Annotated in this window: 22 protein-coding genes and 1 tRNA gene; 18 read left to right on the top strand and 5 right to left on the bottom strand. The window is 46.1% G+C overall.

Translation table 11 applies throughout. The annotated features are described in order from the left end of the window. The first annotated feature begins 181 nt into the window (after positions 1-181). From ACTRXG_RS09440 to ACTRXG_RS09485, 10 genes are all read left to right on the top strand, one after another. Complete coding sequence (locus tag ACTRXG_RS09440; RefSeq protein ID WP_474277095.1) at positions 182-1,354, top strand: ROK family protein; 1,173 nt, start codon at positions 182-184, stop codon at positions 1,352-1,354. A gap of 24 nt (positions 1,355-1,378) precedes the next feature. Then, the gene (locus ACTRXG_RS09445) at positions 1,379-1,972 is read left to right on the top strand and encodes a YesL family protein (protein WP_474284766.1); all 594 of its coding nucleotides are present in this window, start codon (positions 1,379-1,381) and stop codon (positions 1,970-1,972) included. Positions 1,973-2,036: 64 nt separating this feature from the next. Beyond that, positions 2,037-3,350 (top strand): extracellular solute-binding protein, encoded by a 1,314-nt coding sequence (locus ACTRXG_RS09450; RefSeq protein WP_474284767.1) that lies wholly within the window; start codon positions 2,037-2,039, stop codon positions 3,348-3,350. Positions 3,351-3,447: 97 nt separating this feature from the next. Then, a complete protein-coding gene (locus tag ACTRXG_RS09455) occupies positions 3,448-4,326 on the top strand; it encodes a carbohydrate ABC transporter permease (RefSeq protein WP_474262626.1) in 879 nt (292 codons plus the stop codon). Between the two features lie 19 nt (positions 4,327-4,345). Beyond that, a complete protein-coding gene (locus ACTRXG_RS09460; RefSeq protein WP_474262624.1) occupies positions 4,346-5,167 on the top strand; it encodes a carbohydrate ABC transporter permease in 822 nt (273 codons plus the stop codon). A gap of 44 nt (positions 5,168-5,211) precedes the next feature. Next, positions 5,212-6,546, top strand: a complete 1,335-nt coding sequence (gene xylA / locus ACTRXG_RS09465) for a xylose isomerase (protein ID WP_474262622.1) — start codon at positions 5,212-5,214, stop codon at positions 6,544-6,546. A 16-nt stretch (positions 6,547-6,562) separates the two neighbouring features. Then, positions 6,563-8,041, top strand: a complete 1,479-nt coding sequence (gene xylB, locus ACTRXG_RS09470) for a xylulokinase (RefSeq protein ID WP_474262620.1) — start codon at positions 6,563-6,565, stop codon at positions 8,039-8,041. A 186-nt stretch (positions 8,042-8,227) separates the two neighbouring features. Then, complete coding sequence (locus ACTRXG_RS09475) at positions 8,228-8,965, top strand: ThuA domain-containing protein (protein ID WP_474262618.1); 738 nt, start codon at positions 8,228-8,230, stop codon at positions 8,963-8,965. Further along, a complete protein-coding gene (locus ACTRXG_RS09480) occupies positions 8,965-10,020 on the top strand; it encodes a Gfo/Idh/MocA family protein (protein WP_474280282.1) in 1,056 nt (351 codons plus the stop codon). The genes ACTRXG_RS09475 and ACTRXG_RS09480 overlap by 1 nt, the downstream gene beginning before the upstream one ends. A gap of 143 nt (positions 10,021-10,163) precedes the next feature. After that, positions 10,164-11,429 carry an L-lactate MFS transporter gene (locus ACTRXG_RS09485; protein WP_474284768.1) on the top strand — a complete coding sequence of 422 codons (1,266 nt, stop codon included), beginning with the start codon at positions 10,164-10,166 and terminating at the stop codon, positions 11,427-11,429. Between the two features lie 45 nt (positions 11,430-11,474). On the opposite strand, the gene ACTRXG_RS09490 is transcribed toward ACTRXG_RS09485, so the two are convergent. Further along, positions 11,475-12,392 (bottom strand): aldo/keto reductase, encoded by a 918-nt coding sequence (locus ACTRXG_RS09490; protein ID WP_474284769.1) that lies wholly within the window; start codon positions 12,390-12,392, stop codon positions 11,475-11,477. Positions 12,393-12,533: 141 nt separating this feature from the next. Here ACTRXG_RS09490 and ACTRXG_RS09495 point away from each other — a divergent pair, with 141 nt between their 5' ends. The 4 genes from ACTRXG_RS09495 (at position 12,534) to ACTRXG_RS09510 (ending at position 13,949) form a co-directional block, all read left to right on the top strand. Beyond that, positions 12,534-12,761 (top strand): hypothetical protein, encoded by a 228-nt coding sequence (locus ACTRXG_RS09495; RefSeq protein ID WP_474262610.1) that lies wholly within the window; start codon positions 12,534-12,536, stop codon positions 12,759-12,761. 73 nt (positions 12,762-12,834) lie between these two features. Continuing rightward, entirely contained in the window at positions 12,835-13,071 is a 237-nt protein-coding gene (locus tag ACTRXG_RS09500; RefSeq protein ID WP_091610094.1) for a hypothetical protein, read from the top strand. A 139-nt stretch (positions 13,072-13,210) separates the two neighbouring features. Beyond that, positions 13,211-13,609 carry a DUF3942 family protein gene (locus ACTRXG_RS09505; RefSeq protein WP_474262608.1) on the top strand — a complete coding sequence of 133 codons (399 nt, stop codon included), beginning with the start codon at positions 13,211-13,213 and terminating at the stop codon, positions 13,607-13,609. Between the two features lie 118 nt (positions 13,610-13,727). Beyond that, on the top strand, positions 13,728-13,949 hold the full coding sequence (locus ACTRXG_RS09510) for a hypothetical protein (RefSeq protein WP_474284770.1): 222 nt from the start codon (positions 13,728-13,730) through the stop codon (positions 13,947-13,949). 37 nt (positions 13,950-13,986) lie between these two features. Here ACTRXG_RS09510 and ACTRXG_RS09515 read toward each other — a convergent pair whose 3' ends face one another. The 3 genes from ACTRXG_RS09515 to ACTRXG_RS09525 form a co-directional block, all read right to left on the bottom strand. Then, complete coding sequence (locus ACTRXG_RS09515; protein ID WP_474284771.1) at positions 13,987-14,298, bottom strand: hypothetical protein; 312 nt, start codon at positions 14,296-14,298, stop codon at positions 13,987-13,989. Positions 14,299-14,533: 235 nt separating this feature from the next. Further along, positions 14,534-14,609 (bottom strand) — tRNA-Val (locus ACTRXG_RS09520). Positions 14,610-14,853: 244 nt separating this feature from the next. Then, the gene (locus tag ACTRXG_RS09525; RefSeq protein ID WP_474262604.1) at positions 14,854-15,117 is read right to left on the bottom strand and encodes a hypothetical protein; all 264 of its coding nucleotides are present in this window, start codon (positions 15,115-15,117) and stop codon (positions 14,854-14,856) included. A 168-nt stretch (positions 15,118-15,285) separates the two neighbouring features. Between ACTRXG_RS09525 and ACTRXG_RS09530 the strand changes: the two genes are divergently transcribed. The 3 genes from ACTRXG_RS09530 (at position 15,286) to ACTRXG_RS09540 (ending at position 18,251) form a co-directional block, all read left to right on the top strand. After that, positions 15,286-16,398, top strand: a complete 1,113-nt coding sequence (locus tag ACTRXG_RS09530; protein ID WP_474284772.1) for a mechanosensitive ion channel family protein — start codon at positions 15,286-15,288, stop codon at positions 16,396-16,398. A gap of 63 nt (positions 16,399-16,461) precedes the next feature. After that, entirely contained in the window at positions 16,462-16,887 is a 426-nt protein-coding gene (locus ACTRXG_RS09535; RefSeq protein ID WP_474262600.1) for an HPr family phosphocarrier protein, read from the top strand. Positions 16,888-17,048: 161 nt separating this feature from the next. Then, positions 17,049-18,251, top strand: a complete 1,203-nt coding sequence (locus ACTRXG_RS09540) for an MFS transporter (protein ID WP_474284773.1) — start codon at positions 17,049-17,051, stop codon at positions 18,249-18,251. Here the strand turns inward: ACTRXG_RS09540 and rraA are convergent. Beyond that, positions 18,248-18,721: a ribonuclease E activity regulator RraA gene (rraA, locus tag ACTRXG_RS09545; RefSeq protein ID WP_474284774.1), complete on the bottom strand. Its 474-nt coding sequence runs from the start codon at positions 18,719-18,721 to the stop codon at positions 18,248-18,250. The two genes, ACTRXG_RS09540 and rraA, sit on opposite strands and share 4 nt — an antisense overlap. Before the next feature lie 149 nt (positions 18,722-18,870). Between rraA and dapD the strand changes: the two genes are divergently transcribed. Further along, the gene (gene dapD / locus ACTRXG_RS09550) at positions 18,871-19,584 is read left to right on the top strand and encodes a 2,3,4,5-tetrahydropyridine-2,6-dicarboxylate N-acetyltransferase (RefSeq protein WP_298784071.1); all 714 of its coding nucleotides are present in this window, start codon (positions 18,871-18,873) and stop codon (positions 19,582-19,584) included. Positions 19,585-19,648 lie beyond the last annotated feature (64 nt).

A 19,648-nucleotide genomic window follows, 5' to 3' on the forward strand; every position in this document is an offset into this window, starting at 1 on the left:
TTAATTCCTGATTCTGCTCAACTATCAATTTGTTTTAAAGCGCAAAAGTGGATGAAAACATAAATTATTGCGAATAGATACCCATAACTTTGTTTAATTAAAAAACTATATAATAACCAAAAGAAAATATATGCTATTATGTACGTAAACCGAACAAAATTGAGACGTAGGAGAAGATAATATGCGCACGGGAGACCAAACTCTGGTAAAGCAAATAAATAAATCAATTGTGCTGACGACCGTTCAGCAGAAAAGCCCAATCTCGAGGGCGCAAATTTCTAAAGATACCGGACTGAATAAAGCTACAGTTTCAAGTCTGATAGCCGACCTGCTGGAGGGCAGACTTGTGGAGGAGATGGGGGCAGGGCTTTCCAATGGAGGAAGAAAGCCGACGATGCTGTTTTTTAATAATAAAGCCGGCTATGCTATTGGAATTGATCTTGGAGTAAATTATGTTCTCGGTATACTGACAGATCTGCAGGGAGCGATCGTTGCTAAAATTAATGAACCGCTGATTTCCATTGATGAAGGGGCTGTGTTTAATAAGGTGGAGGAAGTCATTGAGGACCTTACGGAACAGGCGCCGAAAAGTGCCTATGGGATAGTGGGAATCGGTGTAGGTGTGCCGGGGCTGATCGATAACGAAGGGACCATTTTGTTCGCCCCAAACCTGGAGTGGAAAAATGTGCATTTAAAACAGCATCTGGAGAGAAAATACGAACTGCCGGTATTCATTGAAAATGAAGCAAAGGCTGGTTCGCACGGGGAAAAACGTTACGGAGCCGGCCAGGGCGTTTCGAACTTTATCTATGTAAGTATTGGTATCGGTGTCGGCGCCGGGATTTTTATTAATGACCAATTATACAAAGGCGGCAGCGGTATCTCAGGCGAAGTCGGTCACTTCACCATTGAACCAAATGGAAGGAAATGCCGGTGCGGCAATAAAGGCTGCTGGGAGCTGTACAGCTCAGAAGGCGCTCTGGTGGAAAAGACAGCCCATCTCTTTTCAGACCGGGAAGAAGTAACGACCGAATGCCTGATCGCAAAGGCAAAGGAAAGAAACCTGGAAGTGCTGAACGCTTTTGACCAGGTGGGAGAATATATTGGTATTGGACTTACGAATATTATCAATATATTCAACCCGGAAAAAATTATTATAGGCAACCGTTTTGCAGAATTGGAGCAGTGGCTTCGCAACCCTATCGAAAGAGTGTTTCAGCAGCGGCTTCACGAGGAATTCCGGGACTCTTTCACGTTATCCTTTTCCGAAAACAGCATTTATTCATGCGCGCTGGGCTCTGCGGCTTTTTCAATTGAAACATTTTTTTCAACCAGCAAAGTCACAGTTGTATAAGCATGGAAAGGAGTTTGTCCGATAATGAACAGTAAAATTTATCAAGCGCTTACATGGGTGATGAATTTTGCCTATGTGCAGGTGCTCTGGGTGTTTTTTACGCTGATGGGCGCTGTAGTCGCAGGCGTATTTCCGGCTACAAATGCTTTGTTTGCAGTAGTGCGGAAATGGGTGAGCGGAGAAAAGGACCTGCCGGTTTTTTCTTATTTCTGGAAGATATATAAGCAGGAATTTATTCAGTCCAATAAACTTGGGGCGGTAGTCCTTTTTTTACTTGTGCTTGTTTTTCTCGATATTCAGTTCATAGCGGCAAGCGATACGCTGAACTGGCTGCACATACCGCTATTTGTTTATATCCTTTTTGTATTTGTTTTTCTTTTGTATCTATTTCCATCGTTTGCTCATTTTGACGATAAACTAAGAAATGTTTTAAAAAATGCATTTTTTATTATGCTGACTCATCCCGGTCACTTATTCTTTTTAACGTTGAGTTTGTGTCTTCTGGGGGTTATTTTTTACATGGTGCCGGCACTCGGATTCATATTTGGCATAAGTGCCACGGCGTTTGTTGCTACCGTGGTTAATAAAAATATTTTCAGAAAAATTATAAAAACTTAGTTTGTTTACTGGACAAATGATGTAGGGGGTGTTACCTTAATATTAAGAAAAGGGGGAGGAAATTATGAAAAAGATGAAAGCGGTTACGTTTCTGGCGGCAGGTTGTGCCACGGCGATGGTAATGACAGGCTGTAACTCGGAATCTTCGGGGTCTGGCGACGGCGGCGGGGACGGAGAACAAAAAACGATTGAATTTATGCACTTATGGCCAGAAGGAAGCTCAAAGGACCATTACGATATTGTAAACGACATCATAGCTGATTATGAAGAGCAGAATCCGGATACTACGGTGGAACTCGAGGTGCTGAGTAATGAGCAGTACAAGGAAAAGCTTCAGGTAACTTCTACATCGGGTGAACTGCCGGATGTGGGCATGACATGGCCGGGTGGTTTCCTCGAGCCTTACGTTGACGGTGAAATGTTTGCGCCGCTCGATGATGTGCTTGATGAGGACGGCCTGCGTGATTCATATGTGGAAGGTACTACGGAAGCGTATGAAATGGACGGAAGTACTTATGGACTGCCGCTCGAACTGAACGTAGCCCAGGTTTTCTATAACAGTGCGATATTTGATGAATACAATTTAGAAGAACCAGAAACATACGAAGAGCTTGAAGAAATTGTAAGCACGCTTCAGGAAAACGACGTGGCTCCGATTGCATTAGGGAACCAGGACAGATGGACCGGTTCACTCTGGTACATGTATATGGCAGACCGGCTTGGTGAAGACAATCTATTAAATCAGGCAATCAATGGAGAAGCATCCTTTACGGAAGAGCCATTGGTAAATGCGGCGGAAAAAACACAGAACCTTGCTTCAAGCGGAGCTTTCACTCAAGGATTTAACGGCCTTTCCGACCAGGAAGCAAAAAGCATGTTTATGAGTGAACAGGCAGCAATGTATTTAATTGCTACATGGGATCTTCCAAACTATACAACGGATGAAAGTGTTTCGCAGGATTTCCGGGATGCAGTTGACTATTTCGACTTCCCAACAGTAGAAGGTAAAGGCAATCAGAACAGCTATGTAGGCGGACCTGGCGTAGGGCTGTTTGTTTCTGAAGAGTCTGACGTAAAAGAAGAGTCTAAAGATTTTGTTAAGTACTTCTCTGAAGAGTGGGGCGAAAAATCCGTCAGTGATGCGGGCGTTATTCCAGCTACGAAAGTAAATACGGATAACGTGGACCTTCCTGATATGTACCTCGAAGTACTCGAAGATTTAAACAATGCTGACAACCTGACGTTGTTTGCGGATGTACAGATGAGCCCGGATGTTGCCGAAACTCACCTGACAGCCATTCAATCATTATTCGGTGAAGAAATTACGCCGGAGGAATTTGCTGAAATGCATGACGAAGCAATAGAAGAAGACGAGTAAATAAAAAAATGAATAAAGGGCATTCCTTCAGGGTTTGCCCTTTATATCATTCATGAATGCATTATGGACGTAAATGCAGAGCTTGGGGGCAAGTGAAATGAATAAAGTTATGTCGAATAAACTCATGATTACGCTTTACATATTCCCAGCTTTATTTCTCATTGCCGTACTTATTATAGTTCCACTCATACTGACCGGCTATTACGGTCTCATGGACTGGAACGGTATCGGGTCAATGACTTTTATTGGCATGGAAAACTACATCAATGCCATTCAGGACGGGGATTTTTGGGACAGTGCATGGCACTCTCTGCTGCTGGCTTTATTTTCAACCTTAAGCCTGGTGGTTTACCTGGCGGTATCCATGATTTTGGCTTCCAAAATCAAAGGTGCGGATTTATTAAGAAAAATTTATTTGATTCCGATGCTTTTGTCATCTGTCGCGATCGCACAGCTGTGGATTAAAGTGTACAACCCGGCAAACGGAATCCTGAATACGATTCTCCGCGGTATTGGCATTGAAAATCCGCCGTCGTGGCTGGCGAACCCGGATGTCGTGCTGTACGCCATATTCATACCGATTCTCTGGCAGTACGCAGGCTTTTATATCCTTATATACTATGCTGCATTGAAAAATATCCCGGAATCCTTGATTGAATCAGCAAGAATTGACGGAGCGAACCCAATGCAGATTGCCTACAAAATTAAGCTTCCTTTAATCATGGGTGTAGTAAAAGTAACCATTGTCCTGGCCATCGTCGGGTCGCTGAAATATTTCGATCTGATCTACGTAATGACCGGCGGAGGACCGAGTGGTTCGAGTGAAGTAATGGCATCGTACATGTATGATCTTGCTTTTAGTACGAATAACTTCGGTTACGGGAGTGCCATCGGCTTTTTACTGCTGATTATCACACTCGTCGTTACGGTTATCATCAGAAAATTAACTGCATCCAAAGAAGATATTCAGTACTAGTTGAAATGAGGTGAACGTTATGGGTCGAATTGGATATATTTTGTTATACACATGTTTGGCACTGGTAGCAGCTTTTCAGATCTTTCCGCTGCTGTGGCTGGTATTGTTTTCTCTTAAAGATAATGCCCAGATCTTTTCAGGTTCCCCGTTTGCGCTGCCGAATGATCCGCAGTTTGGAAATTACCTGAACGTCTGGCAGGGCGGTATAGGGCTGTACTTTTTCAACAGTGTGTGGATTACCGGGCTGGCTATTGTACTTACAGTACTTTTTGCCAGTATGGCAACATTTGCGATTACACGCATGAACTGGAAATTGAATAAATTTGTGCTGGGACTGTTTATGGTTGGATTGATGATCCCTATTCATTCTGCGCTTATTCCTTTGTTCAGTATGTTTCTCAGCGTGAACTTAATCGATAACCCATTATCAATTGTTCTCACATACACAACGTACAATCTACCGATTACGATTATGATTCTGCTCGGCTTCTATTATACTCTGCCAAGAGAAATTGAAGAAGCGGCAGTGATGGACGGCTCTTCGATTAACCGGTTGTTTTTCACGATCATTTTGCCGATGACAACGCCGGTAATGTCTACCACTGTAATCATTAATATGATCTACAACTGGAACGAATTCGTGTTTGTGAATACATTTATCAGCTCGGATGAATACAAGACGCTGACCGTCGGTATTCAGAATTTCATCGGGCAGTATATGACAGATTGGGGTTCCATCGGGGCAACACTTGTTATCAGTATCATTCCGGTTTTACTGGCTTTTCTGTTTTTCAGCAACAAAGTGGTGGAGGGTATCTCTTCAAGCGCTGTTAAAGGCTGATACACCACAGTAATGATTTTAACTAACAATTAGGAGGATGCATTATGACTGTATTTAACAACGTACCAACTATCAACTTCGAGGGTGCCGCTTCGGCCAATGACTTTTCTTTTAAGCACTATGACAAGGACGCAACTGTCATGGGGAAATCGATGGATGAATGGCTCCGTTTTTCAGTAGCCTACTGGCATACACATACTTTCGGCGGGGAGGATCCGTTTGGCGGTCCGACGATGGAGCGTTCCTATCAGAAATACAGCGGTATGGATCTCGCAAAAGCACGGGTGGAAGCAAACTTTGAACTTCTGAATAAGCTGGGAATTACCCGGTTTGCATTCCATGATATTGATATTGCACCGGAAGGTAATTCCTTAAAAGAAACGTATCAAAATATCGATACAATTACTGCGATGCTTAAGGATAATATGAAAGAACATGGCATCGGTCTTCTTTGGAATACGGCGAATATGTTTGTGGACCGCCGGTTTATGCATGGGGCAGCGACGACAAACAATGCGGATGTTTATGCCTATGCCGCAGCTAAAGTAAAGAAGCAGCTTGAGGTAGCTAAAGAGCTTGGTGCAGAAAACTACGTATTCTGGGGCGGTCGCGAAGGGTACGAGACCCTGCTCAATACCGATATGAAGCGCGAAATGGATAACCTGGCACGTTTTTATCACATGGCCGTGGATTATGCGAAAGAAATAGGCTTTGAAGGACAGATGCTGATCGAGCCTAAGCCACGTGAGCCGATGAAGCACCAGTACGACTTTGATGTAGCTACCGCCTATGCGTTCCTGCAAAAATATGATCTCGACAGCCATTTTAAAATGAACATCGAATCCAACCACGCCACGCTCGCCGGCCATACGTTTGAACACGAGCTCCGCTATGCGAGAGAAATGGGCATTCTCGGCTCGGTGGATGCAAACCAGGGTGACCTGCTGCTCGGCTGGGACACCGACGAGTTCCCAACTGATATTTACGATGCCACCCTCGCGATGTACGAAATTCTGAAAAATGACGGCCTCGGTACAGGCGGCTTAAACTTTGATGCCAAGGTACGGCGTCCATCCCATAAACCGGAAGATCTGTTCCATGCGCACATTGCGGGAATGGACACCTTTGCGTATGGGTTGAAGGCAGCCTCCCAGCTAATCGAAGACCGTGTATTTGAAAACATCGTGGATGAACGCTACAGCAGCTTTGACAAAGGCGTGGGAAGCGATATTCTTGCCGGGAAAACAAACTTTAAAGAACTCGAAGCCTATGCACTTGAACTCCAGGAGCCGATCGAACATCAGTCGGGTAAACAGGAGCTTATTAAGGCAAAACTGAATCAGTATATTTTAAACGCTAACAATAAAGTAAAAGTTTAAGCAAAGAGGTGCTGGCATGACATACGTAATAGGGGTCGATTTAGGAACGAGTGCAGTGAAATCCCTGCTTGTGAACCGGAATGGGGATGTGACAGCCTCTGTATCAAAATCACTGTCTGTCCAGCAGCCGGCAGCAGGGCATTCTGAGCAGAACCCAGATGAATGGGTGGAGCAGACGAAAGCATCGATTCAGGCACTGCTCGAGGAGACAGGAATAAAGGCAGAGGAAGTGGAAAGCCTCAGCTTCTCCGGGCAGATGCACGGCCTGGTGCTCCTGGACGACAGGGGCCGCCCGCTGCGCCCAGCTATACTCTGGAATGACACAAGAACGTCGGAGCAATGCGAAACGATTCGCCGCACGATCGGGGAGAACGAGCTGATTGAGGCAACACAGAATACAGTTCTCGAGGGCTTTACTCTTCCGAAAATGCTCTGGGTGCAGGAAAATGAGCCGGATGTCTGGAGCAGAGCAGCATCTTTTCTACTGCCAAAAGACTACGTGCGGTACCAGCTGACAGGCAGTATACAGATGGAACTCTCCGATGCTGCCGGGACGCTTCTATTGGATGTGAAAAGCAAAACTTGGAGCCGTACGATGCGGGAAGGCTTTAATCTCTCCGCCTCGTTCTGCCCTCCGCTGATTGAGTCCCATGAAAGCGCGGGTAGCCTGACGAAGGAGGCGGCAGCACAGACGGGACTGCATGAAGGAGTGAACGTTATAGCCGGCGGGGCTGATAACGCCTGCGGTGCCTTAGGAAGCGGAATCACAGAACCGGGGGAAGGCCTTTTAAGCATAGGGACTTCCGGAGTGCTTCTGGTGCCGGATCACGGCGAAGCGGTTCCGGATGGACGTCTGCATTATTTTAATCACGCGTCAAAGGACCAGTATTATTATATGGGAGTCACTCTGTCCGCCGGGAACAGCCTGCAGTGGGTAAAGGACAACCTGTTTTTTGACGAAACGATTGAACAGCTCGTTGAACGGGCATCACAGGTGCCTGCAGGGGCAGATCAATTGTTGTTCACCCCGTTTTTGACCGGTGAAAGAACGCCGTATATGGACGCAGGGATCAGGGGCAGCTTTATTGGCCTCGATATCCGTCATACGAGAGGCCATATTGTCCGGGCTGTGATGGAAGGGATCACTTATTCTCTAAAGGAGTCTCACGAAATCATCCTTCAGCAGGGCTTTCAGATAGATTCCCTTGTGTCCATTGGAGGGGGAGCGAAAAGCTCCTTCTGGCTTCAGATGCAGGCGGATGCTTTCGGATGCCCTGTGCGCAAGCTCGCTCACGAACAGGGGCCGGGACTGGGGGCCGCAATGCTTGCAGCCTACGGTACAGGATGGTTTGCTACGCTTGAGGAGTGCAAAAAAACGTTTGTCAAAGAAAGCGAAACGTTTTATCCGGATCCTGATCAGTCACTGATATATGAACAATCATTTCAGGCATATAAGAAAATTTATGCCCATACATCGCCGTTAAAAATGTCCTGACTTACAGGCAAAAGCCCGAAAAGGCTTTTGCCTGTTTTAATAAAAAAGTAATTGAAGATTGCGATCCGAAACGTTTTGGATTACTATGAAATGGAAGCGGTTTAATGATTCCGAATCGAATTAAAAATATTTAAATGATTTTGGTAACGCATTCAGTAAGCGTTTAACGACTAAAGGAGGTACGGCATGAACATTACCGTATGGAACGAAAACAGGCACGAAAACAAGAATCCGGACGTTAAAGAGGTGTACCCGAAGGGGATTCACGGTGCATTGGCTGACTTTCTGGGGGAAGAGGCAGACGTTGTACGCACAGCAACACTCGATGAACCGGAGCATGGACTGACAGAGGAAGTGTTAAACGACACCGATGTGCTTTTATGGTGGGGCCATATTGCCCATGACGAAGTAGAGGATGTCATTGTCAGACGCATTCAGGCTCGCGTGCTGGACGGGATGGGGCTGATTGTGCTTCACTCGGGCCATCTGTCAAAAATATTCCGAATGTTGATGGGAACAGGCTGTGACCTGAAGTGGCGGGAAGCAGACGAGCGTGAACGTCTCTGGGTCGTAGAGCCTGGCCATCCGATTACTGAAGGGATCGGAGAGTATATTGAAATGCCGAAAGAGGAAATGTACGGCGAACACTTTGATATTCCCGCACCGGATGAACTCGTGTTTATCAGCTGGTTTGAGGGCGGAGAAGTATTTCGCAGCGGCGCAACGTTCACCCGGGGACGGGGAAAGATATTTTATTTCCGTCCAGGACATGAAACGTATCCAACCTACTACAACAAAGACATTCAAACGGTGATTAAAAATGCTGTCCGGTGGTCGGCCCCGAAAAATACACCAGTACCTGTTTATGGTAATGCCAGGCCTCTGGAAGCCATCTCGGGTAAAGATACGGAGGGAAAGGACTAATGGGAAAGCTTCAGATAGGCATTATTGGTGCAGGCGGCATTGCCCGGGGGAGACACCTTCCCGCTTTTCAGCAAATTGAAGATGCTCACGTAGCCGCTGTTTTTGATACAGATCTCAGTAAAGCAGGAACGGCTGCGGAAGAATTTGATATTCCGGCTGTATACGGCACTGTAGAAGAGTTGCTCGCCCACGTTGAAGCAGTCATCATTTGTACACCAAACAAATTTCATGCAGAACTTGCCGTGCAGGCCCTGGAAGCAGGAGTGCACGTGCTTTGTGAAAAACCGATGGCGATGACCACCGCTGAATGCAGGGACATGATTGACGCATCCAGGCGTTCAGGGGCTGTGTTAACGATTGGTTATCATTACCGTTACATGCAGGAGTCCCGTACGGCCAGACAGATGGTGCAGGAGGGCGAAATTGGTGACCCGCTGGTTGTACGCCTTCAGGCGATGCGAAGACGGAAGGTGCCCGGGTGGGGAGTGTTTACGAATAAAGAACTTCAGGGCGGAGGCAGTCTGATTGATTACGGCTGTCATCTGCTGGATTTGGCTCTCTGGCTTCTGGATGACCCACAGCCGGTAGAAGTGAACGGAAGAACATACGACCGTCTGAGTAAAACTCCTGGCCAGATTAATGAATGGGGAGCGATCGATGCTGAAAGCTTTTCCGTGGAGGACCATGTGACTGGCTATATTACGTTTGAAAATGGTATGACGCTGCTCCTGGAGTCATCCTGGGCAGCGAATATAAAAGAAGATAAAGAAGAATTAAGCATTTCCGGGGTGGATGGAGGACTCCAGGTCTTTCCGCTCGAGCTTTACCAGTCAAAATTCGGTTCGATGATGAGTACGGAGCCGCACTTAACAAACTCTGAGCGTGAAGACGTGCTGCAAGCAAAGAATTTCATAGAGGCATGTCTGGGGCAGGCTGAGGTCGTCGTTGAGCCCGAGCAGGCTTTGCGGGTCACCCGGATTATTGAAGCTGTTTATGAAAGCAGCAGAACTGGAAAAAGCGTCCGTTTGGATAATGTGTACGCCGACGAAGTATAAGCATCCATCCGGGTGCTTTTTTTCGTTATTTTAAAGCAATTCTTAATAAATAATTTTTACAATTTTTTTGGGAATGACCGTTTGAATGCACACTCAGAGGGAATGAGAGGATTGTATTATTACAGAAGGGGGACTTACTAATTATGGAAGCAGATCGAAATCGTTGGTTGATGGCTTTATCAGCTGTAGCGATTCATTTATCGATTGGTTCAGTATATGCGTACAGTGTGTACCAGAACCCGCTGAATGAGTCACTTGGCTGGAACATTTCCGACGTAACACTCGCATTCACCATTGCAATTTTCTTCTTGGGGATGTCGGCCGCTTCACTAGGTTTTTTTGTGGAAAAATACGGGCCGAGAATCTCAGCTGCCATTGCAGCCGTGCTGTTTGGTGCCGGGACAATGGGGGCCGGACTTGCGGTCCAGCTTGAAAGTCTGCCATTATTTATTGGTTCTTATGGTGTTCTCGGCGGCATTGGTCTTGGTATCGGGTACATATCCCCGGTTTCTACGCTAGTTATGTGGTTTCCGGACCGCAGAGGAATGGCTACTGGCATGGCAGTTATGGGATTTGGCGCCGGGGCGCTGATTACAAGTCCCGTAGCTGAATGGCTCATGAACGCAGTATCAATACCGGGAGCATTTTATATTCTGGGCGCTTCGTACTTCATTCTTATGCTTGCGGGGGCAAGCTATATGAAGAAGCCGCCGAAGGACTGGATGCCTAAAGGCTACAAGAAGGAAGACCTTAAAACAAACCAAAAAGGCGGAGACCTGGCACAGCTTTCAGCCAAAGAAGCACTCCGGACGATGCGTTTTTACCTGCTGTGGATCGTGATGTTTATTAATATTTCTTCGGGTATCATGCTGCTTGCAGTCGCATCAAACATGACTCAGTCCATCACTGGCACAAGCGCAGCTGTAGCAGCTACCATCGTCGGCGTAATGGGCTTTTTCAACGGAGGTGGAAGGATTGTCTGGGCGTCACTTTCGGACTATCTTGGAAGAACGAACACGTTTACGCTGTTCTTTCTCATTCAGATTGTTGCCTTTTTCCTACTGCCGTTAACGACTAACGTTGTGCTGCTCGCAATTCTCTTATTCATTATTATTACGTGTTACGGTGGCGGCTTCGCCTGTCTACCGGCGTATATCGGTGATCTGTTTGGTACGAGACAGCTCGGAGCCATTCACGGATTCCTTTTAACCGCCTGGGCTCTTGCCGGAGTTGCTGGTCCGACAGCTGTTTCGAGCATCGTTTCGGCAACAGGAAGCTACGTCTTATCGTTCTACCTGTTTAATATTCTTCTGGTAGTCGCCCTGGCAGCTATGATCGTAATGCGATTTAATATTAAAAAAGTCAGGAAGAACAAAGAAAAAGAAAGCACAGAAGCAGCGAAAGCATAAAGAAAGACCCCTTTTCCTTTATTCAGGGAAAAGGGGTCTTTCTTGTTATGGGAGTTCATTGCCGGCTGTCTGATAGAGATCATACCATTCTTCACGTGTCAGAGTGATCTCAGAAGCTTTGGCGATACCTGCCAGTCGTTCTGGATTCATCGTTCCGACAATGGTTTGGATGCGGGCCGGATGACGCAGAATCCAGGCAGCCGCTACCGCAGATTCAGTAATGTCGTAGCGCTCGGCCAATTCGCTGAGTTTTTTGTTTACTTCTGGAAATTTGTCATTGCCGACAAAAACGCCTTCCATCATGCCGTACTGAAAAGGAGACCAGGCCTGAACAGTCATACTGTTCAACTGACTGTACTCAAGCAGTCCGCCTTCACGCATCACTGCGGCATCGTTTTTCATATTTACATTTAATCCCTGGTCTATCATGAGGGAGTGCATCAAACCGAACTGCAGCTGGTTAGCAATCAGGTCCTGCTTAACGTGCTGCTTTAAAAGCTCAACCTGCATTGGATGCTGGTTGCTGACACCAAAATGCCGGACTTTACCGGAGGCCTGGAGATTGTCGAACGCTTCCGCGACTTCTTCGGGCTCCATAAGCGCATCAGGACGGTGAAGAAGCAGTACATCCAGATAATCTGTCTGAAGGCGCTTCAGGCTTTCATCGACGGTTTTTAAGATATGGGACTTGGAAAAATCGAAAGAATTCCCACGGATGCCGGCTTTGGACTGAAGAATCACTTTTTCACGGAGGTCATCGTTCATGCCGGCCGCTCTGGCGAAAATGTCTTCAGAATCGCCGCCGCCGTAAATGTCGGCATGATCAAAAAAGTTCACCCCTGCATCAAGAGCAGTGCGGAAAACTTTTTCAGCATCATCGATGGAAAGCTCATTCATGCGCATACACCCGAGTGCTATATTGGATACGTGAAGAGAACTGCTGCCTAACTGCATTTGTTTCATCTGAGCACCTCTTTTTTTCAGGATAAGAATAGTGTAACATGACGGATGTGCAATAGGGATGATAACGCTGTCAAAAACATGAAAAATGACTTTTACACATAAATATGGTAATTTGTAGAAAAACATTAAAGGATGTCAGACATGAAACGAAGAACAATAAACAGTTATTTTATTCTATTCTGGCTCATTATCGGGATATGGAATATCGGCCTCGGAATTATTGTCGGCCTCGTACTGCAGAGCTATGTATGGGCACTCATTCATGTTTTGGCCGGAGCGCTCTGTTTAGTTATAACGGAAGCAATACGAAGAGGGAAATTACAGGTCAAACAGAAAAAAGAAAATCATTTGCATGAGAGCGACCAGTAATTTTGCACCCGTGGATTCAAAAATAGTTGTAATTTGATGATTACCCTGCAGACTTTTCGGAAATAGAACATTAATGATAAACAAAGGGGTGAACATTATATTACAAACCAGAGGGGCAAAAACAATAAAAAATATTATTCAGGACAATGAAAAGCCACTGACTAATAAAGATGTCGCCGCTATATTAAAAGATAGAAACAGCATTGACAGTTCTTTTGCGTTAAAAACTATTGATTCGATGGTGGGCAATGGACAGTTGATGCTGATCCGATATGTTGATGCTGGTGTGTATGTAGTAGAAGTGAAATAAATTATGTTAACTGTTTTTATGAGCAGTTAACATAACTCTTTTTTAATAAATATTTTTTACATAATTTTTCCGCTGCAGTAGTGGAGAAGCCGTATAACCTGTAGAATGGGGAATTACTTTAAAGAAGAGGGTGATGGCAATGAGTTTCGAAGATGAGTTCGTAGCTAAAGCAGTTGAATACCTGGAAGTAAATGAAGACGCAAACATTATGAACGAAGTAAACTGGGAAATTGCCAAGTACTTTAATAATTTGAACAAAGAGATCGGCGAAGTGAAAAATGATTCGTTCAGCAGCTATGGTTCGAAGCACCGCAGCTATATGACCATCGATAACCGTGAATTGCTTTTTGAAACCCGCACAGACGACGACAATTGTCACATTGAAGTAACGCAGAGTACAGATGATACGACGAAAGAGCTCGATGTCATATACGTCCAGAATGGCAGAATGTACAGCCGGGAAGAAGAAAAAGAATTCGATATGGATATCGTCCGGAACCATCTTCAAAATACATTCGGCGATATACTGGGATTATAGAACGAAGAAGCGCCCGCTGCGGCGCTTTTTTTGTTTCAAAAAAATATTAAATAATTAATCGGGAAATAAGTCTTGATTCGCCTCGAATGGGTATATTGTCATTAAGGGGGTATACGCCATGGGGGTTGTTTATATTGACCGGCATATTCGCCAGGTGCAGGTAATCATTTGTAGTGAAGGGCACATGCTGCATTGTCTTGTTTGGCCGGGGGAAGGGGGATGGGTCGCCGATATACACTCCATGCAGGACAGCGGTTTCCATCCGATGTTTGAGCGGGTTTATTTTCCTGAGAATGAAGAAATTATCCAGCTTGGGCGGCATATATACGTTCTGCGGTAAAAAGGCAGAAGCTCGAAGCTTTCTGCCTTTGACTGTGCTAAAGAGTATTTGGGTCCGTATAGCCGATAGGCCCCCTTGATTCGGAATACTCCACTACAGTAAGAATAAAACGCATAGGAACAAAGATGGTCTTGCTGCCTCCGGAGGTGTTCCTGGCTTTTTCCTGATAGAAGTAGATCCCCGCTTCTTCAATACCGCAGTTCTCCGAAGACACTACTGCTTTAACGTAGCTGGAATGCTCTTCGAAGGTGCCTTCGCTCTGGAATTCATTCAATTCAAAAAGCGGGATGGCGGAAGGGTCAAAATACACCTCGACGAAATTCGAACTATCTATTGATGATGAACTCATCCATATTCCTCCTTTCAGTATTTGTTTCTCATGATATACCCTGAAACAGTTTAATAAAAGCAGAGGATACAAAAGGATGGCACGAGAATATACATAAATTTTATGAGATGCACTAATTATTGTAAAATAATGGGTAAAGTAATAGATGTACCAAAGAAAGTGGCGACTATAAACAGCCCGGGCTATGCAATTAAAAAAACAGAAGCCAAAGGCTCCTGCTGTAGTTTATTATTTATGGTGTCCCGTACTGGGCTCGAACCAGTGACCTCCACCCTGTCAAGGTGGCGCTCTCCCTACTGAGCTAACGGAACAAATGATGTGGAATGAAGCGACAGAAATAATATACAATAGGAAAAGAACGGTGTCAATCCTTCTGTGGCCAATTTCAGCAGGTAAAGCAGGGGTTTTTATGCTTGCCATTCCATTTCCTCTGGACAGTGAAGCTTAAAGGCCTTGCCGAAGTCCGGTTTCTGCCGGAGATACTGAAGTCGTATAAGCACCTGCGGCAGAAACAGAAATTTTTATCGTTTGCGGTACATATCCATAAAAAATGAATTACTTTTCCTTTTGCTGTTTTTCTTTCCGCTGCTGAAGGAATAGAAATAAGCAGAAAGCAAGCATGCCCAGACTGAGGTTGGAAAGAATGAACCCGAGCGGTCCCTGATTAAAAATGCCGAGCGACAGCGCTCCGAAAAAAGCAATGTAAGTGATACCCAGAAGCGGAAGACTTCGCCCGGAGACTTTTTGCATCAAACGGGCAAGCTGGTATATGAGCGTATTTACAGCAAAACCAATTAGCAGTAAAATAAGTAAATCCATGCGACTATCTAAACCTTCCTTTGTGATGATGTCTTTTTCCGACTTATATGCTACCATACCTTAGGTTTGAAAGATATCCACAAATGCGAAAAGCAGGAACCCTGCAGTAAACTGTCTGGTGGCAGCATTAAAATATAGAGAGAACGGGACAAAGGTGGAGGGATGTTCATGCAGGCATATGCAGACTTTTGGATGGAATGGCAGACACGTATTGTGGAGCTGCCCTGGATTGATATAGGCGTAGCCGTTTTGATTGCACTTCTCGTGTTTGCTTTTCGGAAGCTTTTTACTAAATACATTTTCAGGTTCATTTTAAAGATGACTCACCAATCGAGATCACAGCTGTTCACGAATGTTTTAGTATCATTTGAACGGCCGATCCGGATGTTTTTCGCCGTGTTCGGCATATACTTAGCGCTGCTGTATCTGCCTATACCGTGGGATTCCATGACTATTATCAACCGCCTGTACGGTTCAATTTTAATCGTGCTCGTAGCATGGGGCACATATAAGCTTCTGAACACGTCTTCGATGCTCTTTAACCCGATGATTAAACGGCTCGAGGGCAAGGAAGATAATATGCTGGTGCCTTTTCTTTCCCGGGTGCTGCGGATTATTATCGTGGCGCTTGCATTCACCATTATTCTCTCATCCTGGGGCTTTAACATTAACGGCTTTGTGGCAGGTCTCGGCCTTGGCGGTCTGGCTTTTGCTCTCGCCGCCCAGGACATGGTGGCTAACTTTATCGGCGGTATAATTATTGTAGTGGAGCGCCCGTTTAAGCGGGGCGACTGGATTTATACGCCGACGGTGGAAGGAATCGTGGAAGATATTTCATTTCGGAGCACGAAGGTGCGTACCTTCGCTGACTCGATTGTCATCGTTCCAAACAATACACTTGCCCACGAAGCGATTACGAACTGGAGTGAAATGCGTAAGCGGGAAATAGATATGACGCTTGGCATTGAATACCAGACACCGAGGGAGCAGGTGCTGCAGCTGCGGGAGCGTCTTGAAGAGATGCTGAATAACCGTGATGACATTGATAAAGAACTGATTCTTGTGCAGTTTAAAGAATTTAGCAGCTCTTCGCTCGACCTGTGGGTTTACTGCTTTACCAAAACGACCGCATTTTTGGAATGGGCAGAAATAAAAGAAGAGCTGAACCTTGAAATCATTCGTATTCTTCAGGAGGAAGGCGTTCAGTTTGCCTATCCAACACAGTCTATTTATATTGAAAAAGCGCCTGAAGAAAATTATCACATGTCCGACAATAATTAAGCGGGCTTCACGGTTGGCAAATGAAACGTACATGTTATAATAAGAATGTTTGTCAGAAGGAATATGTACGAAAAAAAGGAGCCGATGCATTCGATGGAACGAGTGGAAACATTCGTGTTAACCCGTGGACTGAATGCCAGTCAAGTATTGTCATTTGTGCATGAACTGGAAACATTTAAAGCAGATGTGTTTTTTGAAAAGCGTAGAACTTCCGCAAATGGTAAAAGCGTACTCGGCATGATGTCTTTGTTTACAAGCATCAGACTTGGAGACAAGGTGGAACTCAAGGTACATGGAGAAGAAAAAGAAGCAGTTGCCAGGGTGGCAGCTGAATATCTTGGAGCAGCAGCAGAGCATCAGAACAGCAATGGCTATTGGGAAGACGAAGCAGCGGAGCATGTGGAACGGGCAATGGCCGGATGCATGGCCCACTGGAATCCCAATGTACGAAATATTGCGCGCTCGTATCTGAAAACGACACGCAGCTAATAGGAAGACCCGGCGCCAGAAAAAGCGTCCGGGTCTTCAGCTGTATTAAGAGCCATTTTTCTAAGACCCGGGTAATACTAAGCATATAACGTGCTAAAACGGGTAAAATAAGAAGGGACGAATCATACATACTGGTTGTATAATACAAGCAGCAACGACGAATGAGACGGAAGGACGAATGCTTTATGATCGACCGGCATACTGGAACGTTTTGGCGGGCCTCCATTGCCCTTGGGCTTGCCTCCCTGCTCATTTTTGCCAATATGTATTACCCCCAGCCACTGCTTCCATTGTTTACAGGAGAATTCAATGTAAGCGAAGCGACAGCGAGCTTTGTCATTTCATTGTCGCTGCTGATGCTTGGAGTAAGCTTCTTTTTTATCAGCGCGATATCCGATGCGAAAGGGAGGAGGAAAATCATCGTGTATGCGATGATCTGGGGAACGATAGCTACGCTCCTTATTCCGTTTGCCGGCTCCTTCTGGCTGCTTTTGCTGCTGCGAATGGTGCAGTCAGTGGGGCTTGCCGGTATTCCCATTGCGGCTATGTCCTATATCGGGGAAGAATTTACGCCGAGGGCGATGACAGTAGCAATGGGATTTTACGTAAGCGCGAACAGTCTTGGGGGGATGGGTGGAAGAGTAATGAGCGGCGTGCTTGCTGATTGGTTTGACTGGCGGACGGCATATTTTTTCATGGCCGGAGCAAGCGTATTGCTTGCCTTGCTGGTGATTTTTCTGCTTCCGGCTTCGAAAAACTTCAACCCAAAGCCTCTGGAGTGGAGCGATACGTGGAAAAATGCGCTTTTTCACCTTAAAGATCCAGTCCAGCGGCTCGCTTATATCATCGGCGGATTGAATTTCTTCGTGTTTATCGGCACGTTTAACTTTATTACCTATCGCCTGGACGGGGACCCTTTTTTCGTCAGCACGGCGGTTCTGGGTCTGCTCTTTTTAACATACGGGGCGGGCACATTCAGCTCGAGCCTTGCCGGGGAATTAACGCAGCGCTTTAAACAGACAGACTGTATGCAGACCGGCATCCTCATTATGGCCGGCGGTCTGATGCTGTCGCTTGTACCTCAGCTGTGGGTGGTTATTGCATCGCTTGCAGTACTGAGTTTTGGCTTTTTCTTTGCGCATTCCACCTCAAGCTCATGGGTGACAAAAAACGCAAAAAAAGCCCGGGCGAGCGCTTCGGGACTTTATTTGACCTCTTATTATCTGGGCGGAAGTCTCAGCAGTATATATTTTGGACTTCTTTGGCCCATAGCTGGCTGGATCGGCGTCATTGCCGGCGGTCTGCTTCTGTTAACAGTTACACTTACAAGCGTGCGCCGTCTAATGCCGGTGGAGGCGGGCTAGGTTTTGGCAGGGAGAAGCACAATGCCGTCGCTGTCCGCATAAACGTAATCCCCGGGTGTCCAGGTGACGTCGGCAAAATCGACTGGGACGGAGCGTTCACCGCGTCCTTCCTTGACGGACTTCCGTGGGTTGGTGAAACGGGAAAACACCCGGACATTCATTTCGCGCAGTTCATCACTGTCGCGGATTGCGCCGTTTACGATAATACCTGCGAGTCCGCGTTTAACAGCAATTTCTGCCAGGTTGTCCCCGAGGAGCGCGCGCCGGGATGAACCGCCTCCATCAACTACAAGGACGCTGCCGGCGGGAATGTCACCAAGCGCCTGCTCGACAAGAACGTTATCCTCAAATACCCGTACTGTTTCCACCGGACCTTCGAAGGAAAGTACCGGCCCGTGCGATAAAAACGGTTCATTGGCGACAAAAACCTCGTTTCCGTATTCGTCACAAATGTCAGCTGTTCTACCCATATGTATGCCTCCTTTTATTATTTTCATTGTAAGGCTTTCCCAGAAGAAAGAAAATAGCAGAAGAACAGAAAAAAGATGCCACTATCATTTTGCTTTCAAAGGGCGATATGATAATCTAGGAAAGAGAAATTTGAAGGAGGATGTAAAACATGAATCAAATGGACGCAAACGAAATTATCCAGTTCATTTCAGATAGCAAAAAATCCACTCCGGTTAAAGTACATATTACCGGCGAATTGGACGCTATCGGATTTGGAAATGAAACGAAGCGGTTTATTACAGGAAACACCGGCGTATTGTTCGGTGAATGGGAAGATATTAAAGAGGGAATCGAAGCGAATGCGGACAAAATTGAAGATTTTGTCGTAGAAAACGATCGTAGAAACAGTGCGATCCCGATGCTTGACCTGAAAGACATCGAAGCACGCATTGAGCCGGGTGCGATCATCCGCGACCAGGTGGAAATTGGTAAAGGTGCCGTCATCATGATGGGTGCAAGCATTAACATCGGCTCCGTTGTCGGAGAAGGCACGATGATTGATATGAACGTTGTAATGGGTGGACGTGCCACCGTGGGCAACAACTGCCACATCGGTGCAGGATCAGTCCTTGCCGGCGTCATTGAGCCGCCATCCGCACAGCCGGTCGTTGTCGAAGACGGCGTTGTGGTTGGCGCCAATTGCGTGATCCTTGAAGGGGTCACTGTCGGTGAAGGGGCAGTCGTAGCTGCGGGCGCCGTAGTAACAGAAGACGTGCCGCCAAATACGGTCGTTGCCGGTACTCCTGCACGCGTCATCAAAGAAATTGACGAGCAGACAAAAGGAAAAACAGAAATTAAACAGGAACTGCGCCGCTTAAAATAACAACGCAACAACGTAACGGTGAAAGGCTGCCTTTTGGGACGGGTTCCAAAAGGGGCCTTTCTTT

This window comes from Marinococcus sp. LNSP9103-4 (assembly GCF_056034345.1).

What these genes read in the sequence shown, in the direction of transcription:
- ACTRXG_RS09440 (WP_474277095.1), top strand. Translation starts at nt 182, where the DNA reads ATGCGCACGGGAGACCAAACTCTGGTAAAGCAAATAAATAAATCAATT.
- ACTRXG_RS09445 (WP_474284766.1), top strand. Translation starts at nt 1,379, where the DNA reads ATGAACAGTAAAATTTATCAAGCGCTTACATGGGTGATGAATTTTGCC.
- ACTRXG_RS09450 (WP_474284767.1), top strand. Translation starts at nt 2,037, where the DNA reads ATGAAAAAGATGAAAGCGGTTACGTTTCTGGCGGCAGGTTGTGCCACG.
- ACTRXG_RS09455 (WP_474262626.1), top strand. Translation starts at nt 3,448, where the DNA reads ATGAATAAAGTTATGTCGAATAAACTCATGATTACGCTTTACATATTC.
- ACTRXG_RS09460 (WP_474262624.1), top strand. Translation starts at nt 4,346, where the DNA reads ATGGGTCGAATTGGATATATTTTGTTATACACATGTTTGGCACTGGTA.
- xylA (WP_474262622.1), top strand. Translation starts at nt 5,212, where the DNA reads ATGACTGTATTTAACAACGTACCAACTATCAACTTCGAGGGTGCCGCT.
- xylB (WP_474262620.1), top strand. Translation starts at nt 6,563, where the DNA reads ATGACATACGTAATAGGGGTCGATTTAGGAACGAGTGCAGTGAAATCC.
- ACTRXG_RS09475 (WP_474262618.1), top strand. Translation starts at nt 8,228, where the DNA reads ATGAACATTACCGTATGGAACGAAAACAGGCACGAAAACAAGAATCCG.
- ACTRXG_RS09480 (WP_474280282.1), top strand. Translation starts at nt 8,965, where the DNA reads ATGGGAAAGCTTCAGATAGGCATTATTGGTGCAGGCGGCATTGCCCGG.
- ACTRXG_RS09485 (WP_474284768.1), top strand. Translation starts at nt 10,164, where the DNA reads ATGGAAGCAGATCGAAATCGTTGGTTGATGGCTTTATCAGCTGTAGCG.
- ACTRXG_RS09490 (WP_474284769.1), bottom strand. Translation starts at nt 12,392, where the DNA reads ATGAAACAAATGCAGTTAGGCAGCAGTTCTCTTCACGTATCCAATATA.
- ACTRXG_RS09495 (WP_474262610.1), top strand. Translation starts at nt 12,534, where the DNA reads ATGAAACGAAGAACAATAAACAGTTATTTTATTCTATTCTGGCTCATT.
- ACTRXG_RS09500 (WP_091610094.1), top strand. Translation starts at nt 12,835, where the DNA reads ATGATAAACAAAGGGGTGAACATTATATTACAAACCAGAGGGGCAAAA.
- ACTRXG_RS09505 (WP_474262608.1), top strand. Translation starts at nt 13,211, where the DNA reads ATGAGTTTCGAAGATGAGTTCGTAGCTAAAGCAGTTGAATACCTGGAA.
- ACTRXG_RS09510 (WP_474284770.1), top strand. Translation starts at nt 13,728, where the DNA reads ATGGGGGTTGTTTATATTGACCGGCATATTCGCCAGGTGCAGGTAATC.
- ACTRXG_RS09515 (WP_474284771.1), bottom strand. Translation starts at nt 14,298, where the DNA reads ATGAGTTCATCATCAATAGATAGTTCGAATTTCGTCGAGGTGTATTTT.
- ACTRXG_RS09525 (WP_474262604.1), bottom strand. Translation starts at nt 15,117, where the DNA reads ATGGATTTACTTATTTTACTGCTAATTGGTTTTGCTGTAAATACGCTC.
- ACTRXG_RS09530 (WP_474284772.1), top strand. Translation starts at nt 15,286, where the DNA reads ATGCAGGCATATGCAGACTTTTGGATGGAATGGCAGACACGTATTGTG.
- ACTRXG_RS09535 (WP_474262600.1), top strand. Translation starts at nt 16,462, where the DNA reads ATGTACGAAAAAAAGGAGCCGATGCATTCGATGGAACGAGTGGAAACA.
- ACTRXG_RS09540 (WP_474284773.1), top strand. Translation starts at nt 17,049, where the DNA reads ATGAGACGGAAGGACGAATGCTTTATGATCGACCGGCATACTGGAACG.
- rraA (WP_474284774.1), bottom strand. Translation starts at nt 18,721, where the DNA reads ATGGGTAGAACAGCTGACATTTGTGACGAATACGGAAACGAGGTTTTT.
- dapD (WP_298784071.1), top strand. Translation starts at nt 18,871, where the DNA reads ATGAATCAAATGGACGCAAACGAAATTATCCAGTTCATTTCAGATAGC.